The organism is Pseudomonas sp. WS 5011, assembly GCF_012985775.1.
In the GTDB taxonomy this organism is placed as follows: domain Bacteria; phylum Pseudomonadota; class Gammaproteobacteria; order Pseudomonadales; family Pseudomonadaceae; genus Aquipseudomonas; species Aquipseudomonas peli.
Genome location: NZ_JAAQXA010000001.1, coordinates 265,551 through 289,587, shown reverse-complemented (window position 1 = coordinate 289,587; position 24,037 = coordinate 265,551). Strand labels below are relative to the sequence as shown.

The following is a 24,037-nucleotide window of genomic DNA, read 5'->3' as shown; positions in this document are numbered from 1 at the left end:
CCATCCCTGGCGGCCACCTTGCAGGCCGTTGCGGAGCAACGTTAAAAATGGCTCCCGGCCATTTTTTATTGGCAGCAAAAAAACCGGCCTGGGCCGGTTTTTCTTTATGCAGCGCAATCAGTCTTCTTCGGCAGCCATCTCGGCGTCGTGAGCAATCAATGCCACCAGGGCATTCTGCTGACGGCGTGACAGCTGGCGGAAGCGTTGCAACAACTCACGTTCGTGCAAGGACAGATCTGGGCTGTCCAAGCGCATGTTGAGGTCATCACCCAGAGCGCTTTCCTGGAGCATGCTTTGCTCAAGGCGAGCAATGATCTCCGAGTTCATGCTGCGGTGATGGTTACGTGCGACATCCGCAATGCGTTCGCGCATGCCATCGGGCAGACGAACTACGAATTTGTCAGCGGTACGGCTGGAATAGAGTGCTGGTTTCATAGGGCGCGTACATTAAACCGGTTAGTTTAGGAAAGCGATACTGGCAATGGGCTATAGGATTGTCACCGGTTTGACCGCCTATAGCACTAACCGTTCAGCCAGAAAGCCGCTTAGATCAAGTATGACTCTATAGTCGCTTGGTCGGTAAATTGACGCCAATCGCGTGTCGCATTTTGCGGTGAGTAAAGGCGTTATGCCAGCACCAGTCATCAGAAATGCGCCGTGCTGTGCAAAAAGCAAGGAAATTCACCCTCGCGTAGAAAAAATTTCAAGCAATGGTCACGTAAGTGTCACGGCCCATTAATCGGTCTGACACAGGATTTGCCTACCTTGGTCTACACCAGAAGGCGGCTGCTAGCCGCGGTGTAACCGCTAATAAAAAGGAGGCATTCCATGAGCGCAGTGATCCGGGTTGAGAGCCTGAACAAAACGTTCGGCCGCAAGCAAGCGCTGTTTGATCTGGCGCTGTCCGTCGAACCCGGTGAAATGGTGGCGCTGATCGGAGCCTCGGGCTCCGGCAAGTCGACCCGGCTGCGTCATGTTGCCGGCTTGGCCTGCTGCGACCGCAGCGGTGGCGGTAGCATTCAGGTGCTGGGCCGTGAAGTACAGGCCGCCGGCCGCCTGAATGGCGAAGTGCGCCGTCTGCGTGCTGACATCGGTTACATCTTCCAGCAGTTCAACCTGGTCGGTCGTCTCAGCGTGCTGCAGAACGTGCTGCTCGGTTGCCTGGGGCGCATGCCTCGCTGGCGCGGCACCCTCGGCCTGTTCAATGCTGAAGAAAAACAGCGTGCACTGCAGGCCCTGGCCCGTGTCGGCCTGGCGGATCTGGCGCAGCAGCGCGCCTCGACCCTGTCCGGCGGCCAGCAGCAGCGTGTGGCGATTGCCCGCGCCCTGTGTCAGCGCGCCAAGGTGATTCTGGCCGACGAGCCGATTGCCTCGCTCGACCCCGAGTCTGCGCGCAAGGTCATGCAGATTCTTGCCGACATCAACCGCGAAGACGGCACCACCGTGGTGGTCACCCTGCATCAGGTCGATTACGCCATGCGCTATTGCCAGCGCGCCGTGGCGTTGAAAGCGGGGCGTATTCATTACGACGGCGCCGCCGCCGAGTTGCATCCCAACTTCCTTAACGATCTTTACGGGGCCGAGCTGCTAGCCGAGCCGCAAACCGCCGAGAAACCGCGCCGTGCGCGCAAGCCGAAAGTCCCGCTGGCTCTGGCCAAGGCCTGAGCCGCTCCCCTGTTATGCCAACCCCTGTATGTCCATCTGCACTAGGAGTGCTTTGCATGTTCAAACGTATCAGTCGCGTTCTCGCCGCGTCCACGCTGCTGGCCGGTTCGGTTCTGGGCGCCGCCCAAGCCGCTGAGCAGGAAATCAATTTCGGCATCATCTCCACCGAGTCCTCGCAGAACCTGAAAAGTATGTGGGACCCCTTCCTGGCGGACATGAGCGAGCAGACCGGCCTGAATATCAAAGCCTTCTTCGCCCCTGACTACGCCGGGATCATCCAGGGCATGCGTTTCGACAAGGTCGACATGGCCTGGTACGGCAACAAGGCCGCGATGGAAGCAGTGGACCGTGCCAACGGGCAGATCTTCGCCCAAACCGTCGCGGCCAACGGCACTCAGGGCTATTACAGCCTGATGGTGGCGCACAAGGACAGCCCGATCAATTCGATCGAAGACATGCTGAAAAACGCCAAGACCCTGACCTTCGCCAACGGCGACCCGAACTCCACCTCGGGCTATCTGGTACCGGGCTACTACGTGTTCGCGCAGAACAATGCCGACGCCAACAAGATCTTCAAGCGCGCGCTCAACGGCAGCCATGAAGTCAACGCCCTGTCGGTGGCCAACAAGCAGGTCGATGTCGGCACCTTCAACAGCGAAGGCATGGAGCGTCTGCAAGTGACTGCGCCTGACAAGGCCGCTCAGTTGAAAGTGATCTGGACCTCGCCGCTGATCCCGTCCGACCCGATGGTCTGGCGCAAGAACCTGGACGACGCCACCAAGAACAAGCTGCGTGAGTTCTTTATGACCTACGGCGACGAGCCGGCCGAGCAGAAAGTCCTGGCTGGTCTGCAGTGGGCCAAGTTCAAGGCTTCCGATGACGATCAGCTGCTGCCGATCCGCCAGCTGGAACTGTTCAAGAAGCGCACCGAAGTGGCCAACAGCGACAAGCTCAACGCTGATGACAAGCAGGCGCAGCTCAAGGAGCTGGATGCCGAGCTGGCCAAGCTGGAAAAGCGCATGGCTGAAATCGCCAAGCAAAGCCCTGCCAGCGCTGGTTAATCGCAGTGCTCGACCCGCCGCCCACGGCGGGTCGTTTTCTTCTGCCGCTTGATTCGAGATGTTGTTATGACCACTTTGACCACCGCACCTACGCCCGACCTGACCGCCAAGCGTTCCTGGCTGCAGCTGATCGGCTGGGGGCTGTTCTTCGTTGTGTTGGCCTGGTCCTGGCAGGGCGCGGAGATGAATCCGCTGGCGCTGATCCGCGACTCCAGCAACATGGCGACCTTTGCCGCGGACTTCTTTCCGCCCGATTTCAGCGACTGGGAGCTGTACCTCAAGGAAATGATCGTCACCGTGCAGATCGCCCTATGGGGCACGGTGCTGGCGATTGTTCTGGCTATTCCGCTGGGCATTCTCTGCTCGGAAAACATCGTGCCGTGGTGGGTCTACCAGCCGATCCGCCGGGTGATGGACGCCTGCCGTTCAATCAATGAAATGGTCTTCGCCATGCTGTTTGTGGTGGCGGTTGGCCTGGGGCCGTTCGCCGGGGTGTTGGCGCTGTTTATCGGCACCACCGGAGTGCTGGCCAAACTCTTTGCCGAGGCGGTCGAGGCCATCGATCCGGGCCCGGTTGAAGGCGTACGCGCCACCGGCGCCAGCGCGCTGCAGGAAGTTATCTACGGGGTGATTCCGCAGGTTCTGCCGCTGTGGATTTCCTACTCGCTATACCGCTTCGAATCCAACGTGCGCTCGGCAACCGTGGTCGGCATGGTCGGCGCCGGTGGCATCGGGGTGATTCTCTGGGAAGCGATTCGCGGCTTCCAGTTCGCCCAGACCTGCGCCCTGCTGATCGTGATCATCCTGGTGGTCAGCCTGCTGGACATCATTTCGCAGCGCCTGCGTAAACAATTTATCTGACGGAGAACGGGCATCTGCGGATGCCCTTTATTAGCCATGCACTTGTCTAGACAACCTGAGCCGCTGTACCGCGAACTGGCTGCTGTGCTGCGCGATGAGCTGCAGCGCATGAGCCCTGGCGATTACCTGCCGGCCGAGGTGCAGTTGGCCGCGCGCTTTGCCGTCAACCGCCACACCCTGCGCCGCGCGGTGGATGAGCTGGTACTTGAAGGCCGCCTGCTGCGCCAGCAGGGCAAGGGCACGCGGGTGTTGGCCAAGCCGCTGATTTATCCGATGCAGGCTGGCAGTGCCTACAGCGCTTCGCTTTCGGCGCTTGGTCACAAAGTCGAAGCGCAGCTTCTGGAAAGTCGCCTGCGCCCGGCCGGTTGCGAGGAGCGTGAGTACCTGCAACTGCCCAGTGGTGCGCAACTGCTGGAGCTGAGCACCCTGCGCCTGATTGAAGGCCAGCCGGTCAGCCTGATTCGGCATGCCTTCAGCACCGAACATAGCGATCTGCTGGCCGACTACCAGGGTGGTTCGCTGCGCCAGTACCTCAGCCAGCGCGGACTGCCGCTGACGCGCACCTTCAGTCTGATCGGCGCACGCCTGCCCAGCCGTGACGAGGCTGCGCGCCTGCTGATGCCCCGCCACGCGCCGCTGCTGAGCGTACAAACCCTTTCCCGCGATCTGGCCGGCCGGCCGGTGGAGCTGTCGTTATCGACCAGCCGCGCCGACCGTTTCCAGTACCAGCTCGCCCTTTGATGGAGGCTCGTTGATGAACCGCGCACGACCGCAAAGCAACCTGCTGCACAGCGATCCGCAGATCGCCATTCGCCAGCGCTGGATGGGTGTACTCGCCCGCGCCGGTGGCCAACTGGCGACCTACGAGTCGGCGTTGAAGGAAGCCGACTACCGCCTGATCCGCGCCCCGGAAATTGGCATGACCCTGGTACGCGGGCGCATGGGCGGCACCGGCAGCCCGTTCAACCTCGGCGAGATGAGCGTGACCCGCTGTGTGGTGCGCCTGGCCGATGGCCGCACCGGTTACAGCTACGTGGCCGGGCGCGACAAGCAGCATGCCGAACTGGCGGCTCTGGCCGACGCGCATTTGCAGGGCAGTGAACAGCCGCACTGGCTGAGCCGCCTGATCGAACCCCTGGCAGCTGCACAGCATGCCCAACAGGCGGCCAAGGCCGCTGAAACCGCCACCACTCAGGTGGAATTTTTTACTCTGGTCAGAGGAGAAGACTGATGAACGCGGCGAATAGCTCGCAATGGCTGCAACCGGCCTTCAATGACCCGGTGCTGGATGCGCAGACCAGCTTTCGCAGCGCCCTCAAGGCGCTGGCTGAGCCAGGCCTGATACAACCGCTTAACCGCGCCCTGGCTCTGGAAAACCTGCAACCGGCTACTTACGCCCTGTGCCTGGCGTTTCTCGATGGCGACACGCCGCTGTGGCTGGCGCCGCGTTTCGACACCCCGGCGATCCGCGCCAACCTGGCCTTTCACTGCGGCTGCCCGATTGTCGCCGAACGCGAACTGGCGCTGTTTGCCCTGCTCGATGAAAGCGAGCTGACGGACCTGTCGGATTTCGACAATGGCAGCGAGCGCTACCCGGACCAGTCCTGCACTCTGCTGATCCAGCTCGACGCCCTCAGTAATGGTGACGCGCTGCGCTGGCGTGGGCCGGGCATCAAGGACGTGCGCTGCGTCGAGTTGCCGCTGCCGGCGGTGTTCTGGCAGCAGCGCCAGGCACGCAGTGCGTTTCCCCGTGGCCTGGATGCCTTCTTCGCCGCTGGTGAGCAGGTCATCGGCCTGCCGCGCAGCACCCGTGTGCTGCTCAATGCCGAGGAGGCTGCCTGATGTACGTCGCGGTTAAAGGTGGCGAACGCGCCATCGACAATGCCCATTTACTGCTGGCGAAAAAGCGCCGTGGTGATACGTCCATACCTGAACTCAGTGTCGAGCAGGTGCGCGAGCAGATGCCGCTGGCCGTCGCCCGCGTGATGAGCGAAGGCTCACTGTACGACCCGCAACTGGCAGCACTGGCGATCAAGCAGGCGGCCGGTGACCTGATGGAAGCGATATTCCTGCTGCGCGCCTACCGCACCACGCTGCCGCGCTTTGGTGCCAGCGCCGCGCTGGACACCACGCAGATGCAGCTGAGCCGGCGCATCTCGGCGACCTTCAAGGACCTGCCCGGCGGCCAGCTGCTCGGCCCGACGTTTGACTACAGCCACCGCCTGCTGGATTTTGCCCTGCTGGCCGAGGGCGTACAGCCTGGGCCGCAAGTTGATCCGCAGGCTGAACTGTCGCCGTGCCCACGGGTGCTGGATTTTCTCGCCGACGAAGGCTTGATGGCCCGCGAGGCCGATGATGGCGCAGCGGTGGCGGATATCACCCGCGAGCCGCTGGATTTTCCCGCCAGCCGCGCCCAGCGCCTGCAGGCCCTGGCCCGAGGGGATGAAGGCTTCCTGTTAGCGCTGGGCTATTCCACCCAGCGCGGCTACGGGCGCAATCACCCCTTTGCCGGGGAGATTCGCATCGGCGAGGTCGAGGTCTGGCTGGAGCCGGAAGAACTCGGCTTCGCCGTGCCGCTGGGCGATATCGAGGTGACCGAGTGCGAAATGGTCAACCAGTTCGTTGGTGAGAGTGCCGAGCAGGCGCAGTTCACCCGTGGTTACGGCCTGGCCTTTGGCTATGCCGAGCGCAAGGCCATGGGCATGGCCCTGGTCGACCGTTCGCTGCGTGCGGCGGAGTACAACGAGGAGGTCGAAGGTCCGGCGCAGCAGGAAGAGTTCGTGCTGATGCACTGCGACAACGTTGAGGCCGCCGGCTTCGTCTCGCACCTGAAATTGCCGCACTACGTCGACTTCCAATCCGAGCTGGAGCTGATCCGCAAACTGCGCAAGCAGGCCAGCGAACAGCCCGCCGCCGAGGAGCAACGCGCATGAATGCCCAGGCCCAAACACAGTACGCAACTGAGGTCGGCTACAACTTTGCCTACCTAGATGAGCAAACCAAAAGAATGATCCGCCGTGGCCTGCTCAAGGCTGTCGCGGTTCCCGGTTATCAGGTGCCGTTCGGTGGCCGCGAGATGCCGCTGCCCTATGGCTGGGGCACCGGCGGCATGCAGCTGACCGCCGCGATTCTCGGTGCCGATGACGTGCTCAAGGTGATCGACCAAGGCGCAGATGACACCACCAACGCGGTGTCGATCCGCCGCTTCTTCGCCCGCACCGCCGGCGTCAAAACCACCACCCGCACGCCCGAGGCGACGGTGATTCAGACCCGTCACCGGATTCCGGAAACTGCGCTAAGCGGCGATCAGATCATGGTCTATCAAGTGCCGATCCCTGAGCCGCTGCGCTTTATCGAGCCCTCGGAAACCGAGACTCGCACCATGCATGCGCTGGAAGACTACGGCGTGATGCACGTGAAGCTGTACGAGGACATCGCCACCTTCGGCCATATCGCCACCAGCTACGCCTACCCGGTGACGGTGGATGAGCGCTACGTGATGGATCCATCGCCGATCCCCAAATTCGACAACCCCAAGCTGCATATGAGTCCGGCGTTGATGCTGTTCGGCGCTGGCCGCGAGAAGCGCCTGTATGCCGTGCCGCCGTTTACTCGGGTGGTGAGTCTGGACTTCGAAGATCACCCATTCGAGATCCAGCGTTGGGACGAATGCTGCGCCTTCTGTGGCAGCCAGGATTCCTACCTCGACGAGCTGATCGTCGACGACGCCGGCAGTAAACGTTTTGTCTGCTCCGACACCGATTACTGCATGCAACGCCGTGACCTTGAAGAGGAGGGCGAGCAATGAGTGCTGCCGAGAAAATGCACCTGCACACCGACACGGCGCAGCCGCTGTTCAGCGTGCGTGACCTGACTCGCCTGTACGGCCTGGAGAAGGGCTGTCAGGGCGTGTCGTTTGATCTGTATCCGGGTGAAGTGCTGGGCATCGTCGGCGAGTCCGGTTCGGGCAAGTCGACCCTGCTCAGCCTGCTTTCCGGGCGCTGCCCGCCGGATCGCGGCACGGTCAGTTATCGCGACACATCCGGTAACTGGGTTGATCTGTACAGCGCCAGCGAGGCGCAGCGCCGCACGCTGCTGCGTACTGAGTGGGGTTTTGTCGAGCAGAACCCGCGTGATGGTCTGCGCATGGGCGTGTCAGCCGGAGCCAATATCGGCGAGCGGCTGATGGCTCAGGGTGTGCGCCATTACGGCGAGCTGCGCGCGGCCGGTATCGACTGGCTGAAACAGGTGGAGATTGACCCACTGCGCATCGACGACCTGCCGCGCACCTTCTCCGGCGGCATGCAGCAGCGCTTGCAGATCGCCCGCAACCTGGTGTCCAGCCCACGGCTGATCTTTATGGACGAGCCCACTGGCGGCCTCGACGTGTCGGTGCAGGCTCGTCTGCTCGACCTGTTGCGCGGCCTGGTGCGCGAGCTGGACCTGGCGGTGGTGATCGTCACCCACGACCTGGCCGTGGCGCGCTTGCTGGCGGACCGGCTGATGGTGATGCGCCGCTCCCATGTGGTCGAGGCCGGTCTCACCGACCAGATTCTCGATGACCCGCAGCATCCCTATTCGCAGTTGCTGGTGTCGTCTGTCCTGCAGCCATGACGTGTGTGCGGCCCGGATTGCATGCGGGCTGCCGGTCAATATGAGGTCAATCATGAATACGCTTATCGAGGTCTCCGGCCTCAGCAAGACCTTCACCCTGCATCAGCAGCACGGCGTGGTGCTGAATGTGTTGAGCGGGCTGCATTTCAGCGTGCGCGCCGGCGAGTGCCTGGTGCTGCACGGGCAATCCGGTGCTGGCAAGTCGACCTTGCTGCGCACCCTGTACGGCAACTACCTGGCCGCTGGCGGCAGCATTCGTATGTTGCACAACGGCGAATGGGTTGAGTTGGTCGGCGCAGAACCGCGCCAGGTGCTGGCGGTGCGCCGGCAGACCCTGGGCTATGTCAGCCAGTTTTTGCGGGTGATTCCCCGTGTGTCGACCCTGGATGTGGTGATGGACCCGGCCCTGGCCCGTGGCTGGAGCAAGGCCGATGCCGAAGCGCGGGCGAAAAGCCTGCTCAGCCGCCTGAATATCCCCCAAGCCCTGTGGCAGCTGGCCCCCGGCACCTTCTCGGGCGGCGAGCAGCAGCGGGTGAATATTGCCCGCGGTTTTATGGTCGCCTGGCCGTTGATGCTGCTGGATGAACCCACGGCCTCCCTGGACGACGCCAACCGCCAGGTGGTGCTGGAACTGATCGATGAAGCCAAGGCCGCCGGTAGCGCGCTGATCGGCATCTTCCACGATCGCGCTGCCCGTGAGGCGGTGGCCGATCGTTACCTTGATATGAGCGCTGCGGCGCAGCAGGAGTACGTATATGCCGGTTGAACAGATTCTTACCAACGCGCGGGTCATCACCGCCGAGCAGGAGTTTGTCGGCACCCTGGTGCTGCGTGACGGGCTGATTGCCCAGGTAGAAGAGGGCGTTAGCGGCTTGCCCCAGGCGCAGAATTTGAACGGTGATTACCTGCTGCCCGGCCTGGTCGAGTTGCACACTGACAACCTGGAAAAATACATGAGCCCACGGCCGGGGGTGGATTGGCCATCGGCTTCGGCGGTTCTGACCCACGATGCGCAGATCGCTTCGGCGGGCATCACCACGGTGTTCGATGCCTTGGCAATTGGCGACGTCAACCCGCGCGGCAAACGCATGCAGCAATTGCCAGCGATGCTCGAAGCGATTGCTTCAGCCGCAGCGGCTGGGCATATGCGCGCCGATCACCGTCTGCACTTGCGCTGCGAGGTCTGCCATCCGGAGACCCTCGCGGTGTTTCGCGATCTGGTCGAGCATCCGCTGGTGCAGCTGGTCTCGGTGATGGACCACGCGCCGGGCCAGCGCCAGTTCGCCAAGGAAGACAAATACCGCGAGTACTACATGGGCAAGTACCACCTCAGCGAAGCGGAGATGGATGCCTTTATCGTCGAGCAGGTGGGTAACTCGCGGCAGTACAGCGACCGTCAGCGCCGCAGCATTGTGGCCGACTGCCAGGCCCGTGGTATTTCTGTGGCCAGCCACGATGACGCCACCCTGGCCCATGTGCAGGAGTCGGCGGGTTTCGGCATGTCCATCGCCGAATTTCCCACCACCCTGGAAGCCGCCAAGGCCAGCCACGAGCTGGGCCTGAAGGTGCTGATGGGCGCGCCGAATATCGTGCGCGGTGGTTCGCACTCGGGCAATATCGCCGCCGCTGAACTGGCTCAGCAGGGTGTGCTGGATATCCTCTCCAGCGACTACTACCCGGCCAGTCTGCTGCAGGCCGCTTTGCTGCTGGCCGGGCAGGACAACGGCTATGATCTGCCGCGAGCGATTGCCACCGTCAGCCGCGTGCCGGCACAGGCGGCGGGGCTGCATGATCGCGGCGAAATCCGCGTCGGCCTGCGTGCCGACCTGGTGCAGGCGCAGGTGCATGCGGGCCAGGCGGTGATCCAGCAAGTCTGGCGACAAGCGAAAAGGGTGTTCTGATGAGTGGCCGGTTGATCTATCTGATGGGGCCTTCGGGCTCGGGCAAGGACAGCCTGCTGAATGCCGCGCGTGAGCGCTTGGCCGAACGGGGTTGTGTGATCGTCCGGCGGATCATCACCCGCTCGGCGGAAGCGGTGGGCGAGGACGCCATTGGTGTGTCGCCTGCCGAGTTCGATCAGCAGGAAGCCGCCGGCGCCTTTGCCCTGAGCTGGCGCGCCAACGGCCTGGCCTATGGCATTCCCCGGCAGATCGACGACTGGCTGGCGGCTGGGCAGGACGTGCTGGTGAATGGTTCGCGCGGCTATCTGCCTAATGCACGCGAACGTTATCCCGAACTGCTGGCGATTCTCCTGCAGGTGGATGAAGCAGCCCTACGCCAGCGCCTGCAAGCGCGCGGACGGGAAAGCGCCGAGCAGATCGAGGCCCGCCTAGCGCGCAGCCGCGAACTGCAACTTCCTTCTGCCACGGTGGCGGGGGATAGCGACGAAGGCGAATCGCAATGCTTGTTGAATAACTCCGGCCCGCTCGACCAGACCGTCACCCAGTTGCTGCAACTGCTTAGCGATGCGCGCGCATGCGCCTGACCCTGCTCGGCACCGGCGATGCCCGTCAGGTGCCTGTGTACAACTGCAGCTGCGCGGCCTGCGACAGCGCGCGGGTTTACCCCGCGCGGCGCCGTGGCCCCTGTTGCGCGCTGATAGAATGCGGCGCGCAGCGCTGGCTGATCGACTCGGGGCTGACCGATTTGTGCGAGCGCTTCCCGCCCCATAGCCTGAGCGGCATTCTGCAAACCCATTACCACGCCGATCACGCTCAGGGCTTGCTGCACCTGCGCTGGGGTCAGGGGCTGATTATTCCGGTGCATGGCCCGGATGATCCAGAAGGCTTGGCCGACCTGTACAAGCACCCCGGTATTCTCGATTTCAGCCAGCCGTTTGCCGCCTTCGAGCGGCGGCAACTGGGTGAGTTAAGCGTCACGGCGCTGCCGCTTAATCACTCCAAACCGACCTTTGGTTATCTACTGCAAGGCTTAACGGCGAGTGGTGAACAGCGGCGTATCGCCTATCTGACAGACACCCTCGGCTTGCCGGACGCCAGCGCCGAGGTGCTGCGCCAGCAGCCGCTGGATCTGCTGGTGCTGGACTGTTCCACCGCACCGCAGCCCATCGCACCGCGCAACCACAACGACCTGACCCGCGCGCTGGAGGTGGTGGAGCAGTTGCAGCCCAGAGAAACCGTGCTGACCCATATCGGCCATAGCTTCGACGCCTGGTTGCTGGATAACCCCGGTGCCTTGCCGGCTGGTGTAAGCCTGGCCTTTGACGGACTGATGTTATGAATAACGCCCGCTGCATCACTCTGCTGCTATGTGGTGCGGAAACCCTGGGCATGGCTGGCTTTGCTTTGTTTGCCGCCTTGCTGCCGGACTTTCAGGCGCTATGGGGGCTCTCCAATACTCAAGCAGGCTGGATCGGTGGCGGATTCTTTCTTGGCTATATGGTCGCGGTGCCGGTTCTCACCGGGCTGACCGACAAATACGATGCGCGGCTGATTTATCTGGCGGCGATGCTGCTGACTGCCGTGGCCAATGCAGGCTTTGTCTTTGCCGATGGTTTCTGGTCGGCCCTGGCCTGGCGAGTGCTGGCGGGCGTCGGTTTGGCGGGCACCTATATGCCGGGGCTCAAGGCGCTGTCCGAACGGATCGAAGGGCCGGCGCAGTCGCGCGCGGTGGCGTTCTATACCGCGAGCTTCGGTTTGGGCACGGCGCTGTCGTTTATCCTCGCCGGCGAGCTGGCCAAGTTCGGCGGTTGGCAGTTGCCGACTCTGCTCAGTGGCATCTGCGCCTTGCTGGCCTGGGCCATGGTCTATTGGGGCTTGCAGCCAAAAGCGGTGGTGCAGCATGCGCCGCGCAAGCTGCTGGACCTTGCCCCGCTGAAAAGCCGCGCGGTGGCAGCCTACTGCCTGGCCTATGCGGTGCATAACCTTGAGCTGTTTGCCCTGCGCGCCTGGGTGGTGGCTTTTGTGGTGTTCTCCGGGCAATTGCAGGGCAGCGATCCCTGGCTGTCGGGCACCTGGGTGGCGATGCTGGTGACCCTGATCGGCATGCCCGCGAGCATCTTCGGCAACGAGCTGGCGCTGCGTTTTGGCCGGCAGCGCTGGCTGATCGCGGTGATGCTCTGCTCGGCCATGCTGGCGCTGTTGATTGGCCTGAGTGCGGCCTTGCCGTTCTGGCTGATGCTGGTGCTGGTACTGCTCTACAGCATCGCCGTCACCGCCGATTCGTCATCGCTGACAGCAGGGTTGATCGAAGTCGCGCCCGCCAGCCACCGTGGTGCGGCCATGGCGCTGTATTCCTGCACCGGCTTTAGCGGCGCCTTTCTCGGCCCGCTGCTGTTTGGCATCAGCCTGGATGTGCTGGGTGACAAGAGTCTGCTCGGCTGGTGGGCCGCGTTTGCCCTGATGGGCCTGCTATTGCTGCTCGGCCCGCTGGCATTGTGGTGGGCGGGCAAAGCGCAGTCGGAAAGCGCCCTGCGCCAGCCGCGTGCGGAGGCGGCTTAGGCAAGGCGATCCCGCGCCTTAATCCAGCGGCAACTCGGTGGTGCGTTTGACCTCGCTCATGGCGATATGCGAGTGCGCTTCGTGCACATGCGGGCGTTGCAGCAGGTGGTCGCGCAGAAAGCGTTCGTAGCTGGCGATGTCCTTGGCCACCACCTTGAGCAGGTAATCCGAGCCGCCGGCCATGGTGAAACACTCCAGCACCTCGGGGTAACCGACCACGGCGCGCTCGAATTCTTCCAGGTTGCTACGCCCGTGGGCTGAAAGTTTGATATCGACAAACACGGTGATGCTGAAGCCCAGCTGCTTGTGGCTGAGCAGGGCCACCTTGCGCTCGATAATGCCGTCTTCCTGCATGCGATGAATCCGCCGCCAGCAGGGCGATTGTGACAATTCCACCTTTTCGGCGATCTCGGCGGCGGAGAGGTCAGCGTTGTGTTGCAGCAGGCGGAGAATTTTCCGATCAATGGGGCTGAGCAAGTCCTGCATGATTGTTCCTGAATTATTGTATTTATTGGAAAGTTCATGCGCAATATTGGCTTTTCATCCTGAAAATAGAAAGAAAATCTCCGTACTGCTCAGTCATATTCTTGACCATACGCCTTGTGGGGTGATCCCGCACTAGGCTTAACAAAGGGTGGCATTAACCGTTGCCAACCCAGCTCTCGATAAAAATAACAGGAGCACCACCATGTCTCTGGCCGAGATCCGCCTGGATGACAAGTACCGCCTTGCAACCGGTCACCTCTACCTGACCGGCACCCAGGTGCTGACCCGCCTGCCCATGCTGCAGAAGCAACGCGACGCAGCTCATGGCCTGAATACCGCGTGCTTTATTTCCGGCTACCGTGGCTCGCCCCTGGGCAACCTCGACAAGAGCCTGTGGGACGCCAAGCAGTACCTCAAAGAAAATCACATCCACTTCCAGCCGGGCGTCAACGAAGAGTTGGCCGCCACTTCGGTGTGGGGCAGCCAGCAGACCAGCCTGTTCCCCGGCGCGCGCTACGACGGCGTGTTCGCCATGTGGTACGGCAAGGGTCCGGGTGTGGACCGTTGCGGTGATGTGTTCAAGCATGGCAACTCGGCCGGCGTTTCCGAGCATGGCGGCGTGCTGCTGCTGGCTGGCGACGACCATGGCTGCAAGTCTTCGAGTATCGCCAACCAGAGCGAGCATGCTTTTATCGCCGCCTCGATCCCGGTGCTCAACCCGGCCAACGTTCAGGAAATTCTCGATTACGGCATCATCGGCTGGGAGCTGTCGCGTTACAGCGGTTGCTGGGTGGCGCTGAAAACCATCGCCGAGAACGTCGATTCCTCCGCCGTGGTGGATGTTGATCCGCTGCGCATGCAGGTGAAGATTCCCGAGGATTTCAAACTGCCGGAAGACGGCGTGTATATCCGCTGGCCGGACCCACCCCTGGCCCAGGAAGCGCGCCTTAATACCTACAAAATCTACGCAGCCCGCGCCTTTGCGCTGGCCAACAACCTTAACCAGATCAAGCTCGATTCGCCCAACCCGCGCTTAGGCATTATCACCACCGGCAAGTCCTATCTGGATGTGCGTCAGGCTCTGGATGACCTCGGTCTGGATGAAGCGCTGTGCGCCCAGGTGGGCTTGCGTGTGCTCAAGGTCGGTATGAGCTGGCCGCTGGAACCGGTGTCGGTGCATGAGTTTGCCGAAGGCCTGGACGAGATTCTGGTGGTCGAGGAAAAACGCAGCATCATCGAAGACCAGCTCACCGGTCAGCTCTACAACTGGCCCGTCGGTAAGCGCCCAGTGGTGGTTGGCGAGTTCGACGAAGCCGGCCATTCGCTGCTGCCTAACCTGTCCGAACTGACGCCAGCGATGATCGCCCGCGCCATCGCCAAGCGCCTTGCGCCGATCTACAGCAGCGCCAGCATCGACGAGCGCCTGGCCTTTCTCGCGGCCAAGGAAGCCTCCCTGGCCGCGCCCAAGCACACCACTGTGCGCACCCCGCATTTCTGCTCCGGTTGCCCGCACAACACCTCAACCAAACTGCCGGAAGGCAGCCGCGCCCAGGGCGGTATCGGTTGCCACTACATGACCCAGTGGATGGACCGCAATACCGACACCTTTACCCAGATGGGCGGCGAGGGCGCGACTTGGATTGGCCAGGCGCCCTTTACCGACACCCCGCATATCTTCCAGAACCTCGGTGACGGCACCTACTTCCACTCCGGCCAGCTGGCCCTGCGCGCGTCCGTGGCTGCCGGGGTGAATATCACCTACAAGATTCTCTACAACGACGCCGTGGCCATGACCGGCGGCCAGCCCATCGACGGCGAACTGCGCGTCGATCAGCTGAGTCAGCAGGTGTACGCCGAAGGGGTGAAACGCATTGTCCTGGTCACCGACGAGCCGGAGAAATACCCGACCCGCAACACTTTCGCACCCATCGTCACCTTCCACCATCGCCGTGACCTAGATGCCGTGCAGCGCGAACTGCGCGAGTTCCAAGGCTGCTCGGTGATCATCTATGACCAGACCTGCGCCACCGAGAAACGCCGTCGGCGCAAGCGCGGCAAGTTAGTCGATCCGCAGAAGCGTGCCTTTATTAACCCGGCGGTATGCGAGGGTTGTGGCGATTGCAGCGTCAAGTCCAACTGCCTGTCTGTGCTGCCGCTGGAAACCGAACTGGGCCGCAAGCGCGAGATCGACCAGAACTCCTGCAACAAGGATTTCAGTTGCGTTGAAGGCTTCTGCCCAAGCTTTGTCACCGTGCACGGCGGCAGCCTGCGCAAGCCGGAAGCCGTGGGCCTGAGCGCGCTGTTTATCGCTTTGCCGGAGCCGCGTCAGCCCGCGCTGGATCGCCCCTGGAATATCCTACTGCCGGGTGTCGGCGGCAGTGGTGTAACCACTGTCGGCGCATTGCTCGGTATGGCTGCGCATATCGAAGGCAAGGGCTGCAGCGTGCTTGATCAGGCTGGCCTGGCGCAGAAGTTCGGCCCGGTGATCACCCATATCCGCATTGCCGCCAAGCAGGACGACATCTTCGCCGTGCGCATCGCCGCCGGGGAGACCGACTTGCTGTTGGGCTGCGATCTGGTGGTCGCCGCCAGCGAAGAGGCCCTGGCCAAGCTGAATGACAAGATCGCCCATGCTGTGGTCAACAGCCATGAAGCGGCCACCGCCGAATTCACCCGCAACCCCGATGCTCAAGTACCCGGCGCAGCTATGCGTGAGGCGCTGATCGAAGCTGTTGGTGCGAGCAAAACCCACTTTGTCGATGCCAGCCGCCTGGCCACGCGCCTGCTCGGCGACAGCATCGCCACCAACCTGTTTATGCTCGGTTTCGCGTATCAGAAGGGCCTGGTGCCGGTTTCCTCCGAAGCCATCAACAAGGCCATCGAGCTTAACGGCGTGGCCGTGCAGCTCAATCAGCAGGCCTTCCTCTGGGGCCGTCGCGCCGCCCATGATGCGGTCGCCGTGGAGCGTCTGGCCAAGCCTGAGGTGGCCGAAGCGCCACATTGCCAGAGTCTGGAAGAAATCGTCGCTGACCGCGTCAGCCGCCTGACGGCCTACCAGAACGCCGCCTACGCCGAGCGCTACCGCGAGCAGGTGGCGCGGGTGCAGCAGCTCGACAAGAGCGCTGACCAGGCGCTGAGCAAGGCCGTCGCGCGCTACTACTTCAAGCTGCTGGCTTACAAGGACGAGTACGAAGTGGCGCGGCTGTACAGCGACGGCAGCTTTATCCGTCAGCTGGAGGCTCAGTTCAGCGGCGATTACCGTCTGGAGTTCCACTTGGCACCGTCCTGGCTTAGCAAGCCGGATGCCAGCACCGGCGAACCACGCAAGCGTCAGTTTGGCCCTTGGATGCTCAAGGCCTTCGGTGTGCTGGCCAAGTTCAAGTTCCTGCGTGGCACTCCGCTGGATCTGTTTGGCTACAGCGCCGAACGCAAGCTGGAGCTGGACCTGATCGACGACTACGAGCAGAACCTGGAGTACCTGCTCAAGGAACTCAACGCCGACAACTACCGCACGGCGCTGGCTCTGGCCGAGTTGCCGGAGCAGATCCGCGGTTATGGTCACGTCAAGGAACGCAGCCTGGTCAAGGCCCGCGAGCAGGCGGCTCAGCTCAAGGCGCGCATGCTGGTCAGCGAGATCCAGGCGGTGCGGCTGTTCGAGCCGGCCGCTTAACCACCCCAGACACTTATAACCTTCACCGTCTCCCTTAACCGGGAGAGGGCGACCTCTTACAACAAAAAAACGAGGCTCCCCATGTCCGTATTTTCCCATATCGAGTTCGACCACCACGAACAGGTGGTCTTCGGCCACGACAAATCCAGCGGCCTGAAGGCGATTATCGCCATCCACAACAGTAACCTCGGCCCGGCCCTCGGCGGCTGCCGCATGTGGCCCTACGCCAATGACGATGAAGCGCTGCGCGATGTGCTGCGTCTGTCGCGCGGGATGACCTACAAATCGGCCCTGGCCAACCTGCCGCTGGGTGGCGGCAAAGCGGTGATCATCGGCAACCCGCATACCGGCAAGAGCGCGGCGCTGTTCCAGGCCATGGGTGACTTTGTCGACAGCCTCGGCGGCCGCTATATCACCGCCGCCGACTCCGGCACCGGCGTTGCGGAAATGCAGATCATGGCCGAGCGCACGCGCCACGTATCCGGCGCCGAGCTGCGCGAAGCCTTCGCCGGCGGCACGCGCAATGGCGATCCGTCACCGTCCACCGCTTACGGGGTGTTTATCGGCATCCAGACCGCGGTCAAACACCGCCTGGGTCGTGATGATCTGCAGGGTCTGAAAGTGGCAATCCAAGGGGTAGGGCAGGTGGGCTTCGACCTGGCGCGTCAGCTGAAAGCCGCCGGCGCCGAGCTGTGGGTAACCGATATTGTCGAGGCCAATGTGCGTCGCGCGGTCGAGCAACTGGGCGCAACCGCTGTCAGCCAGCAGGCGATTTTCGGCCTGGATGTCGATGTATTCGCGCCATGCGCCATGGGCGGCATTATCAACCAGCAAACCTTGGAAGCCCTGCGCGCGCCGATTATTGCCGGGGCCGCCAACAATCAACTGGCCGATGCCAGCCTGGCGGAAACCCTGCGCCGCAACGAATGCCTGTACGCGCCGGATTACGCGATCAACGCCGGCGGCATTATCGATGTCTGCTACGAACGCACCGGCGGCAGCGCCGCACAGCTTAAGGCGCATATCGAAGGCATCGGCGCGACCCTGGAACAGATCTTCCAGCGCGCCGATGCGGCGAGCAAAACCACCTTAGAAATCGCCGACCAGCTGGCCGAAGAGCGATTCGGCCGTTAAAAACTGCTAAACGTAGCCCGCACTACTGGCACGTTTTGCAAATACCGTAGGAGCGGGGCATGCCCGCGATGCTTTCAGGTCAACAGCGATTCGCCAGCATGGACTAGGCGTCGCCGCCGCGACAAAGGCCTTTGACAGCTGCTTACTCCAGCATCAGCGCCAAACTAATCCCATGCGGCTTAAAGCCCAGGTTGGCATAAAAAGCATGGGCGGCCTCACGGCTCTGGCTGCTGGACAGCGCCACCTTGTAACAACCCCAGGCGCGGGCGCGTTCGATGGCTTTGGCCATCAGCGCCTGGCCAATCCCCAGACCGCGCGCCTCAGTATCCACCACCACATCTTCCAGAATCGCCGAGCGTGCGAAGTTGTGCGCCAAGTGCTCGATCAGATTGACCGTGCAGGTGCCGAGCAACTTGCCGTCACGCTCTGCCACCATTACCACACGGCTCACGGGCAGCTCGCTCAGGCGCAACGCCAGCAGCTTGGCATCGGCACGCGGCTCATCGGGCGCTAGCTGTTGCAGCAGGGCAGCCAGGGCCGCAGCATCATTAACGCTGACCGCACGCAGGTGAAAATCGGCAAAAGGCGAATCCGGCAGATGATGCGAATCAGCGGGACGCATGGCGATCTCCTCTCCTTGTGACAGCCGGTTGGCAGTCAGTTGGCAGTATGGCCCCGAGATGATGGCAGTGGCATGACAAAACCGCCCAGCCTGTAGGGTCTGTTGACGTTTCATCGCGACTGCGCCGGAGCCTGTTTTAGCGCGAGGCAAGGCACGAGACGCGAAGTTTGGTTGTTCCAAATGAGTGTCGAGAAACGCAGCATCGCGCCAAAACAGGCCCGGCCCTTCGGGTTGCGCGAAAAATCTCGCCATGCGTTGTTGTAGGACTTGGCAAGGGAACACCATTACCTGCGTCCTACGCCTAGCCTGGCGAGATTTTGCGCGGCAACGCGGCTTGCGCTGAAACGTCAACAGACCCTAAGATGCCGCCCGCTGGTGGCCCGTCTATCCAGCCTCGGTTCCCATAGTTCAATGGATAGAATAAGCCCCTCCTAAGGGCTAGATACTGGTTCGAATCCAGTTGGGAACGCCATTTTTTCTGCCGGTGGTTAACTACCGTCTCCTGCTTTCTCTGCGCTGATCCATCCACGTCCTAATACTTATCCAGACGCCCACGCTCATACTGTCGGGGCGGGCTTGCTGCGCGTTGCATAATGCAAACGCCTTAAAACTGTGCGCTTATCGCCCTGAATATGCGCATTTATTTGCCTGTTTTATCTACGCAATAGAGCGCTAGCTTTATGAGAGCGCACCAAAAAGATTCATTAATGCGACATTTTGCGCTGTTATGGCGCCAGGCTGACTGCTAGAGTGCGGCGCACTTTTCAGTCGATCTGCCCTGTGTTCTGGGCACTGTTTGGGTACCCCTATGAGCGAATCCGTCGAGCTTTTCCTTTCCCGCTTGAAGCAGCGTGACCCTCACCAGCCGGAGTTTCATCAGGCCGTGGAAGAAGTGCTGCGTTCGCTGTGGCCATTCCTCGAAGCCAATCCGCGCTACCTGCAGGCCGGCATTGTTGAGCGTATGGTCGAGCCGGAGCGGGTGGTGCTGTTCCGCGTGTCCTGGGTTGATGACGCAGGGCGGGTGCAGGTCAACCGTGGCTATCGGGTGCAAATGAGCAGCGCTATTGGCCCGTACAAGGGCGGCCTGCGTTTCCATCCATCGGTCAACCTTGGCGTGCTCAAGTTCCTGGCCTTTGAGCAGGTGTTCAAAAACTCGCTGACCTCGCTGCCAATGGGCGGCGGTAAAGGTGGCTCGGATTTCGACCCGAAGGGCAAAAGCGACAACGAAGTAATGCGCTTCTGCCAGGCCTTTATGAGCGAGCTGTATCGTCATATCGGCGCCGACCTGGATGTGCCGGCTGGTGATATCGGCGTGGGTGGCCGTGAGATCGGCTATATGTTCGGCCAGTACAAACGCCTGGCTAATCAGTTCACTTCGGTGCTGACCGGCAAGGGCATTACCTACGGCGGCAGCCTTATTCGCCCGGAAGCCACCGGCTATGGCTGTGTGTACTTCGCTCAGGAAATGCTCAAACGGATCAACCGCGGCGTTGAAGGCCAGCGCGTGGTTATCTCAGGTTCAGGCAACGTAGCCCAGTACGCGGCGCAGAAGGTTATGGAACTGGGCGGTATGGTGGTGTCCATGTCGGACTCTGAGGGCACTCTGCATACCCCTGATGGCCTGACTGAGGAGCAGTGGCAGCACCTGATGGAGCTGAAAAACGTGCGTCGTGGTCGTCTTAGCGAAATGGCCGCGCACTTCAAACTGAACTTCCTTGCCGGCAAGCGCCCTTGGCAGCTGTCGTGCGACATCGCGCTGCCATGCGCCACACAGAATGAACTGGATGCTGAGGATGCTAAAGCGCTGCTGAGCAACGGCTGCTTCTGCGTGGCCGAAGGGGCGAATATGCCCTCGACCTTGGAAGCGGTGGATCTGTTTATTGACGCGGGCATCTGCTTTGCCCCAGGCAAGGCATCAAACGCTGGTGGCGTGGCCACCAGCGGCCTGGAAATGAGCCAAAACGCCATGCGCCTGAACTGGACTGCTGGCGAAGTGGACGAGCGCTTGCACAGCATCATGCAAAGCATCCACAGCGCCTGTGTGCGTTACGGTGAAGAGAATGGACGAGTCAACTACGTCAAAGGCGCCAACATCGCCGGCTTCGTCAAAGTCGCTGACGCCATGCTGGCGCAGGGTGTGGTCTAACCCGCTTCGATCCTGACACGCTCTACCGCCAACAAAAAATGCCCGCGCAATGCGGGCATTTTTTATTCGCTCTAAGCTAACGCGCCAGCGAGTGCGCGGCGCATTAGCCGGCCTCTGACGGCTTAGTTACCGCGGTAGGTGGAGAAGCCGTAAGGGCTGAGCAGCAACGGAATGTGGTAGTGCGGCACGGTGCCGTCGACTTCGAAGATCACCGGCACTTCCGGGAAGAAGCTCGCTGTAGCGTGCTTCTTGAACCATTCACCTGTCTTGAACGTCACGCGGTAGGTGCCTTTCTCCAGCGCTTTGTCTGCTGGGTACAGGGCGGTAATGCGGCCTTGTTCGTTGGTTGCGCCGCTGTTGAGCATGTTCCAGTTTTTACCGTCCTGTTTTTCCAGGGTCACGTTGACTTCAGGCGAAGGTAGACCGTCTTGCAGGTTCAGCACGTGCACGCTCAGCGGGTTACCAGCTGCCAGGGCCAGGGAGGAGAGGCCGCTGAGGACAGCGCCGGCAAACAGGGTTTTCAGCAGTTTCATGGTGTGACTCCTAATCAGTGAGTGGTAGGTAAAACTTGGGCAATGGCTTTCAGGGCGCAGCCTTCATCAATTTCGGCGCCGCCAGCACCGGCTACGCCGATTGCCCCGATGACCTGATCGCCCACCTTCAATGGCACGCCGCCACCGAGCAGCAGCAACTCATCGAGGGTGTTGAGGTTCTCGGCATCCGGGTTGTTGCGGGCACGCTCAGACAGCAGGCGTGTCGCGGTTTTAGTCGACAGGGCGGTAAAGGCTTTGCGCTGGGCCGCCACTGTGTTATGCGGGCCGACATTGTCATCACGCTGCACCGCAACCAGGTTGCCGCCGCGGTCGACTACGGCGGCAACGCTGGTACGTCCCTCGGCATGGCACGCGGTCAACGTAGCGCTGAGCAGGTCGTTGGCCAGGGCCAGGGTTACGTCTTGGCGCTGTGCGACCTTCTCGTTGGCGGCCCATGCGGTAGAAGAACCCATGGCCAGGGCGAGTAATGACAAGGTGGCAGTGCGAAGTAACATATCGGTCTCCAGGGTTGGGCTCAGCTGAGCGATGGGTGACCATGCTGCCCAAGCGTCACCGTCAAACGGATTGCGCTTGGATTACTAATTTGTAATGGGAGCGCCGCGCAGAACGGCCTAGGCTATGCGCCTGTGCTGGAGGAAAAGATGCGCATTCTGGTAGTCGAAGACGAAGTAAAAACCGCGGATTACTTGAGCAAAGGCTTAGGTGAGTCGGGGTATCGCGTGGACGTTGCCCTGAATGGTCTGGATGGCCAGCACCTGGTGCAGGAACATGAGTTCGACCTGATCATTCTTGATGTCATGTTGCCCGGTTTGGATGGCTGGCAGCTGCTGCAGATCATTCGGCGCAAGCTGCAAACACCGGTACTGTTTCTCACTGCGCGTGATGCGGTGGAGGACCGTGTCAAAGGGCTGGAACTGGGCGCTGATGATTACTTGGTCAAACCCTTTTCTTACGCCGAGTTACTGGCTCGCGTACGTACCTTGCTGCGTCGTGGGCCGCCGCGTGAGGTTGAGCAGTTTCAAGTGGCGGATCTGCACCTAGACCTGTTGCGGCGCAAAGTCACCCGCAATGGTGAACGCGTGACCCTGACCAACAAGGAGTTCTCTCTGCTGCACTTGCTGCTTAGTCGAGAGGGGGAGGTGTTGTCGCGTACCTTGATTGCTTCGCATGTCTGGCAGATGAATTTCGACAGTGATACCAACGTGGTCGATGTGGCCATCCGCCGCCTGCGCGCCAAGGTCGACGACCCATACCAGCTTAAGCTGATCCACACTGTTCGCGGCATGGGGTACATGCTTGAGGCGCAGTCATGAGGCTGTGGCCGCGTGCGTTGAGCGTGCGCCTCGCCATGATGTTTGCCCTGGTCAGCACGTTGTTATTGGGCCTAATTGGTTTTTCCCTTTACCAATCGCTGCAGCGCGAAATTGCCTGGCGCGATGATCAGGCATTGCTTGGCCGGCTGGAGCGCATGCAGGCCTTGCTTGACGACAGCCAGAGCATTGAGGCCCTGCGCAGCAGACCGCAGCTCTATGAAAACATGCTGGGTAATCGCGATAGTTTGCTGTGGATTATCGATGACGCCGGGCAGCGGCTGATCGAGATCAACCCAACCTTAATGCCGCTGCCCGTGTTGCCAGCTGCCGAGCGAGCCACCCTAGGCGATAGCCAAAGTAGTGAACCTTTGCGCCTGGCCTGGTTGGATGTCACCCGAGGCGATCGTCGCCTAACCCTGATTGCCGGAAAGTTGCTCAGCGAGCGTGAGCAGATGCTAGCGGCGTATCGCCTCAAACTCTGGTCGGCCTTATCGGTTGGCGCATTCTTAGCGTTTGGGTTCGGCTGGCTGGTCAGCCTGCGTGGTTTGCAGCCGGTGCGACAGCTGGCAATGCGCGCCGCTGCCATTGACGTGCAGCACCTACACCTGCGCCTGGATGAGTTTAAAGATGTCAGCGAATTGCAGGCGCTCAGCAAGGCGTTAAACCTGATGCTCGCGCGTCTTGAAGACGGCTTTGCCCAGCTCTCGCGCTTTTCAGAGGACCTTGCCCATGAGATGCGCACTCCGCTGAGTAACCTAATGGGGCATGCGCAGCAAACCCTCGCACGTCCACGTTCAGTGGATGAATACCAGAACTTGCTGGTTTCCAATCTTGAGGAGTACGACCGATTGGCGCGAATGATCGACAGTATGCTGTTTCTCGCGCGTACCGAGCAGGCTGATGCTTCGATCAACCGGCAACTGGTTGACCTGCACGAATTGGTCGAACAGCTCTGCGAGTACTTCGATGGCACAGCACAGGAGTGCAATATCGAGTTGATTAACAAGGGCAGTGATACTTTAGTCGCCGACCCGCAGTTAGTCCGTCGCGCCTTGGCTAACCTGCTGGCGAATGCGCTGCGTTACGGCATACCTGACAGTGCTGTCACCATCAGCAGCAGTTTGTACGATGGCGTCGTTGAAATCAGCGTGCACAACTTCGGTGAACCCATTGCCGCCGAACACCTGCCGCGTCTGTTTGAGCGCTTTTATCGCTGCGACCCCTCGCGTAATCAGCCCGATGATTCGGGTGGCCTGGGCTTGGCCATTGTGCGTTCGATCATGCATGCCCATGGCGGTCAGGTTCGTGTTACCAGCACCCAGGCGGGCACGAGCTTCAGTCTGCTATTTCCGCCGGATAGTGCTTAGGCCACCCAGTAAAAAGCCCCGAAATCTGGTTAGAAATCGGGGGCTTTATGTTTTGAGTTCTTGTGGGGGCTTTGATTTTTAGGG

General features: G+C 61.4%; 24 protein-coding genes and 1 tRNA gene. 20 read left to right on the top strand and 5 right to left on the bottom strand.

The window, feature by feature from the left end; translation table 11 throughout:
* Positions 1-117: 117 nt before the first annotated feature.
* Positions 118-435 carry an Arc family DNA-binding protein gene (locus HBN63_RS01385; RefSeq protein ID WP_160088101.1) on the bottom strand — a complete coding sequence of 106 codons (318 nt, stop codon included), beginning with the start codon at positions 433-435 and terminating at the stop codon, positions 118-120.
* 393 nt (positions 436-828) lie between these two features.
* Between HBN63_RS01385 and phnC the strand changes: the two genes are divergently transcribed.
* From phnC to HBN63_RS01315, 14 genes are all read left to right on the top strand, one after another.
* On the top strand, positions 829-1,665 hold the full coding sequence (gene phnC / locus HBN63_RS01380) for a phosphonate ABC transporter ATP-binding protein (protein WP_170048104.1): 837 nt from the start codon (positions 829-831) through the stop codon (positions 1,663-1,665).
* A gap of 56 nt (positions 1,666-1,721) precedes the next feature.
* The gene (gene phnD, locus HBN63_RS01375) at positions 1,722-2,726 is read left to right on the top strand and encodes a phosphonate ABC transporter substrate-binding protein (RefSeq protein ID WP_170048103.1); all 1,005 of its coding nucleotides are present in this window, start codon (positions 1,722-1,724) and stop codon (positions 2,724-2,726) included.
* 66 nt (positions 2,727-2,792) lie between these two features.
* Positions 2,793-3,587, top strand: a complete 795-nt coding sequence (gene phnE, locus HBN63_RS01370; protein WP_170048102.1) for a phosphonate ABC transporter, permease protein PhnE — start codon at positions 2,793-2,795, stop codon at positions 3,585-3,587.
* 36 nt (positions 3,588-3,623) lie between these two features.
* Positions 3,624-4,328 carry a phosphonate metabolism transcriptional regulator PhnF gene (gene phnF / locus HBN63_RS01365; protein WP_170048101.1) on the top strand — a complete coding sequence of 235 codons (705 nt, stop codon included), beginning with the start codon at positions 3,624-3,626 and terminating at the stop codon, positions 4,326-4,328.
* A 13-nt stretch (positions 4,329-4,341) separates the two neighbouring features.
* Positions 4,342-4,818, top strand: a complete 477-nt coding sequence (phnG, locus tag HBN63_RS01360) for a phosphonate C-P lyase system protein PhnG (RefSeq protein WP_090251837.1) — start codon at positions 4,342-4,344, stop codon at positions 4,816-4,818.
* On the top strand, positions 4,818-5,429 hold the full coding sequence (gene phnH, locus HBN63_RS01355) for a phosphonate C-P lyase system protein PhnH (RefSeq protein ID WP_170048100.1): 612 nt from the start codon (positions 4,818-4,820) through the stop codon (positions 5,427-5,429). The genes phnG and phnH overlap by 1 nt, the downstream gene beginning before the upstream one ends.
* Positions 5,429-6,520 (top strand): carbon-phosphorus lyase complex subunit PhnI, encoded by a 1,092-nt coding sequence (locus HBN63_RS01350; protein ID WP_170048099.1) that lies wholly within the window; start codon positions 5,429-5,431, stop codon positions 6,518-6,520. Before phnH ends, HBN63_RS01350 begins: the two co-directional genes overlap by 1 nt.
* Positions 6,517-7,395, top strand: a complete 879-nt coding sequence (locus HBN63_RS01345; RefSeq protein ID WP_170048098.1) for an alpha-D-ribose 1-methylphosphonate 5-phosphate C-P-lyase PhnJ — start codon at positions 6,517-6,519, stop codon at positions 7,393-7,395. The genes HBN63_RS01350 and HBN63_RS01345 overlap by 4 nt, the downstream gene beginning before the upstream one ends.
* Positions 7,392-8,201: a phosphonate C-P lyase system protein PhnK gene (phnK, locus tag HBN63_RS01340; protein ID WP_170048097.1), complete on the top strand. Its 810-nt coding sequence runs from the start codon at positions 7,392-7,394 to the stop codon at positions 8,199-8,201. Before HBN63_RS01345 ends, phnK begins: the two co-directional genes overlap by 4 nt.
* Positions 8,202-8,253: 52 nt before the next feature.
* Complete coding sequence (gene phnL, locus HBN63_RS01335) at positions 8,254-8,967, top strand: phosphonate C-P lyase system protein PhnL (protein WP_170048096.1); 714 nt, start codon at positions 8,254-8,256, stop codon at positions 8,965-8,967.
* Complete coding sequence (locus tag HBN63_RS01330; protein ID WP_170048095.1) at positions 8,957-10,102, top strand: alpha-D-ribose 1-methylphosphonate 5-triphosphate diphosphatase; 1,146 nt, start codon at positions 8,957-8,959, stop codon at positions 10,100-10,102. The genes phnL and HBN63_RS01330 overlap by 11 nt, the downstream gene beginning before the upstream one ends.
* Positions 10,102-10,686: a phosphonate metabolism protein/1,5-bisphosphokinase (PRPP-forming) PhnN gene (gene phnN, locus HBN63_RS01325; RefSeq protein ID WP_170048094.1), complete on the top strand. Its 585-nt coding sequence runs from the start codon at positions 10,102-10,104 to the stop codon at positions 10,684-10,686. The genes HBN63_RS01330 and phnN overlap by 1 nt, the downstream gene beginning before the upstream one ends.
* Positions 10,677-11,441: a phosphonate metabolism protein PhnP gene (phnP, locus tag HBN63_RS01320; protein ID WP_170048093.1), complete on the top strand. Its 765-nt coding sequence runs from the start codon at positions 10,677-10,679 to the stop codon at positions 11,439-11,441. Before phnN ends, phnP begins: the two co-directional genes overlap by 10 nt.
* Positions 11,438-12,661, top strand: coding sequence for an MFS transporter (locus HBN63_RS01315; protein WP_170048092.1), 1,224 nt, complete (start codon positions 11,438-11,440; stop codon positions 12,659-12,661). Before phnP ends, HBN63_RS01315 begins: the two co-directional genes overlap by 4 nt.
* An 18-nt stretch (positions 12,662-12,679) precedes the next feature.
* On the opposite strand, the gene HBN63_RS01310 is transcribed toward HBN63_RS01315, so the two are convergent.
* Positions 12,680-13,147, bottom strand: a complete 468-nt coding sequence (locus tag HBN63_RS01310) for an Lrp/AsnC family transcriptional regulator (RefSeq protein WP_160088079.1) — start codon at positions 13,145-13,147, stop codon at positions 12,680-12,682.
* Positions 13,148-13,349: 202 nt separating this feature from the next.
* Here HBN63_RS01310 and HBN63_RS01305 point away from each other — a divergent pair, with 202 nt between their 5' ends.
* Complete coding sequence (locus HBN63_RS01305; protein WP_170048091.1) at positions 13,350-16,817, top strand: indolepyruvate ferredoxin oxidoreductase family protein; 3,468 nt, start codon at positions 13,350-13,352, stop codon at positions 16,815-16,817.
* Between the two features lie 81 nt (positions 16,818-16,898).
* Positions 16,899-17,951 (top strand): Glu/Leu/Phe/Val dehydrogenase, encoded by a 1,053-nt coding sequence (locus tag HBN63_RS01300; RefSeq protein WP_170048090.1) that lies wholly within the window; start codon positions 16,899-16,901, stop codon positions 17,949-17,951.
* Between the two features lie 142 nt (positions 17,952-18,093).
* On the opposite strand, the gene HBN63_RS01295 is transcribed toward HBN63_RS01300, so the two are convergent.
* The gene (locus tag HBN63_RS01295; protein WP_170048089.1) at positions 18,094-18,573 is read right to left on the bottom strand and encodes a GNAT family N-acetyltransferase; all 480 of its coding nucleotides are present in this window, start codon (positions 18,571-18,573) and stop codon (positions 18,094-18,096) included.
* Positions 18,574-18,970: 397 nt separating this feature from the next.
* On the opposite strand from HBN63_RS01295, the gene HBN63_RS01290 reads away from it, so the two are divergent.
* Together HBN63_RS01290 and gdhA are read left to right on the top strand one after the other, a co-directional pair.
* Positions 18,971-19,045, top strand: a tRNA-Arg gene (locus HBN63_RS01290).
* 336 nt (positions 19,046-19,381) lie between these two features.
* Entirely contained in the window at positions 19,382-20,719 is a 1,338-nt protein-coding gene (gene gdhA / locus HBN63_RS01285) for an NADP-specific glutamate dehydrogenase (protein ID WP_090251875.1), read from the top strand.
* Positions 20,720-20,841: 122 nt separating this feature from the next.
* On the opposite strand, the gene uraH is transcribed toward gdhA, so the two are convergent.
* Complete coding sequence (gene uraH, locus HBN63_RS01280; protein ID WP_090251877.1) at positions 20,842-21,252, bottom strand: hydroxyisourate hydrolase; 411 nt, start codon at positions 21,250-21,252, stop codon at positions 20,842-20,844.
* Between the two features lie 14 nt (positions 21,253-21,266).
* Positions 21,267-21,767, bottom strand: a complete 501-nt coding sequence (locus HBN63_RS01275) for a heme-binding protein (protein WP_170048088.1) — start codon at positions 21,765-21,767, stop codon at positions 21,267-21,269.
* Positions 21,768-21,914: 147 nt separating this feature from the next.
* On the opposite strand from HBN63_RS01275, the gene HBN63_RS01270 reads away from it, so the two are divergent.
* Entirely contained in the window at positions 21,915-22,586 is a 672-nt protein-coding gene (locus HBN63_RS01270) for a heavy metal response regulator transcription factor (protein ID WP_090251882.1), read from the top strand.
* Positions 22,583-23,953, top strand: a complete 1,371-nt coding sequence (locus tag HBN63_RS01265; RefSeq protein WP_170048087.1) for a heavy metal sensor histidine kinase — start codon at positions 22,583-22,585, stop codon at positions 23,951-23,953. Before HBN63_RS01270 ends, HBN63_RS01265 begins: the two co-directional genes overlap by 4 nt.
* Positions 23,954-24,037 lie beyond the last annotated feature (84 nt).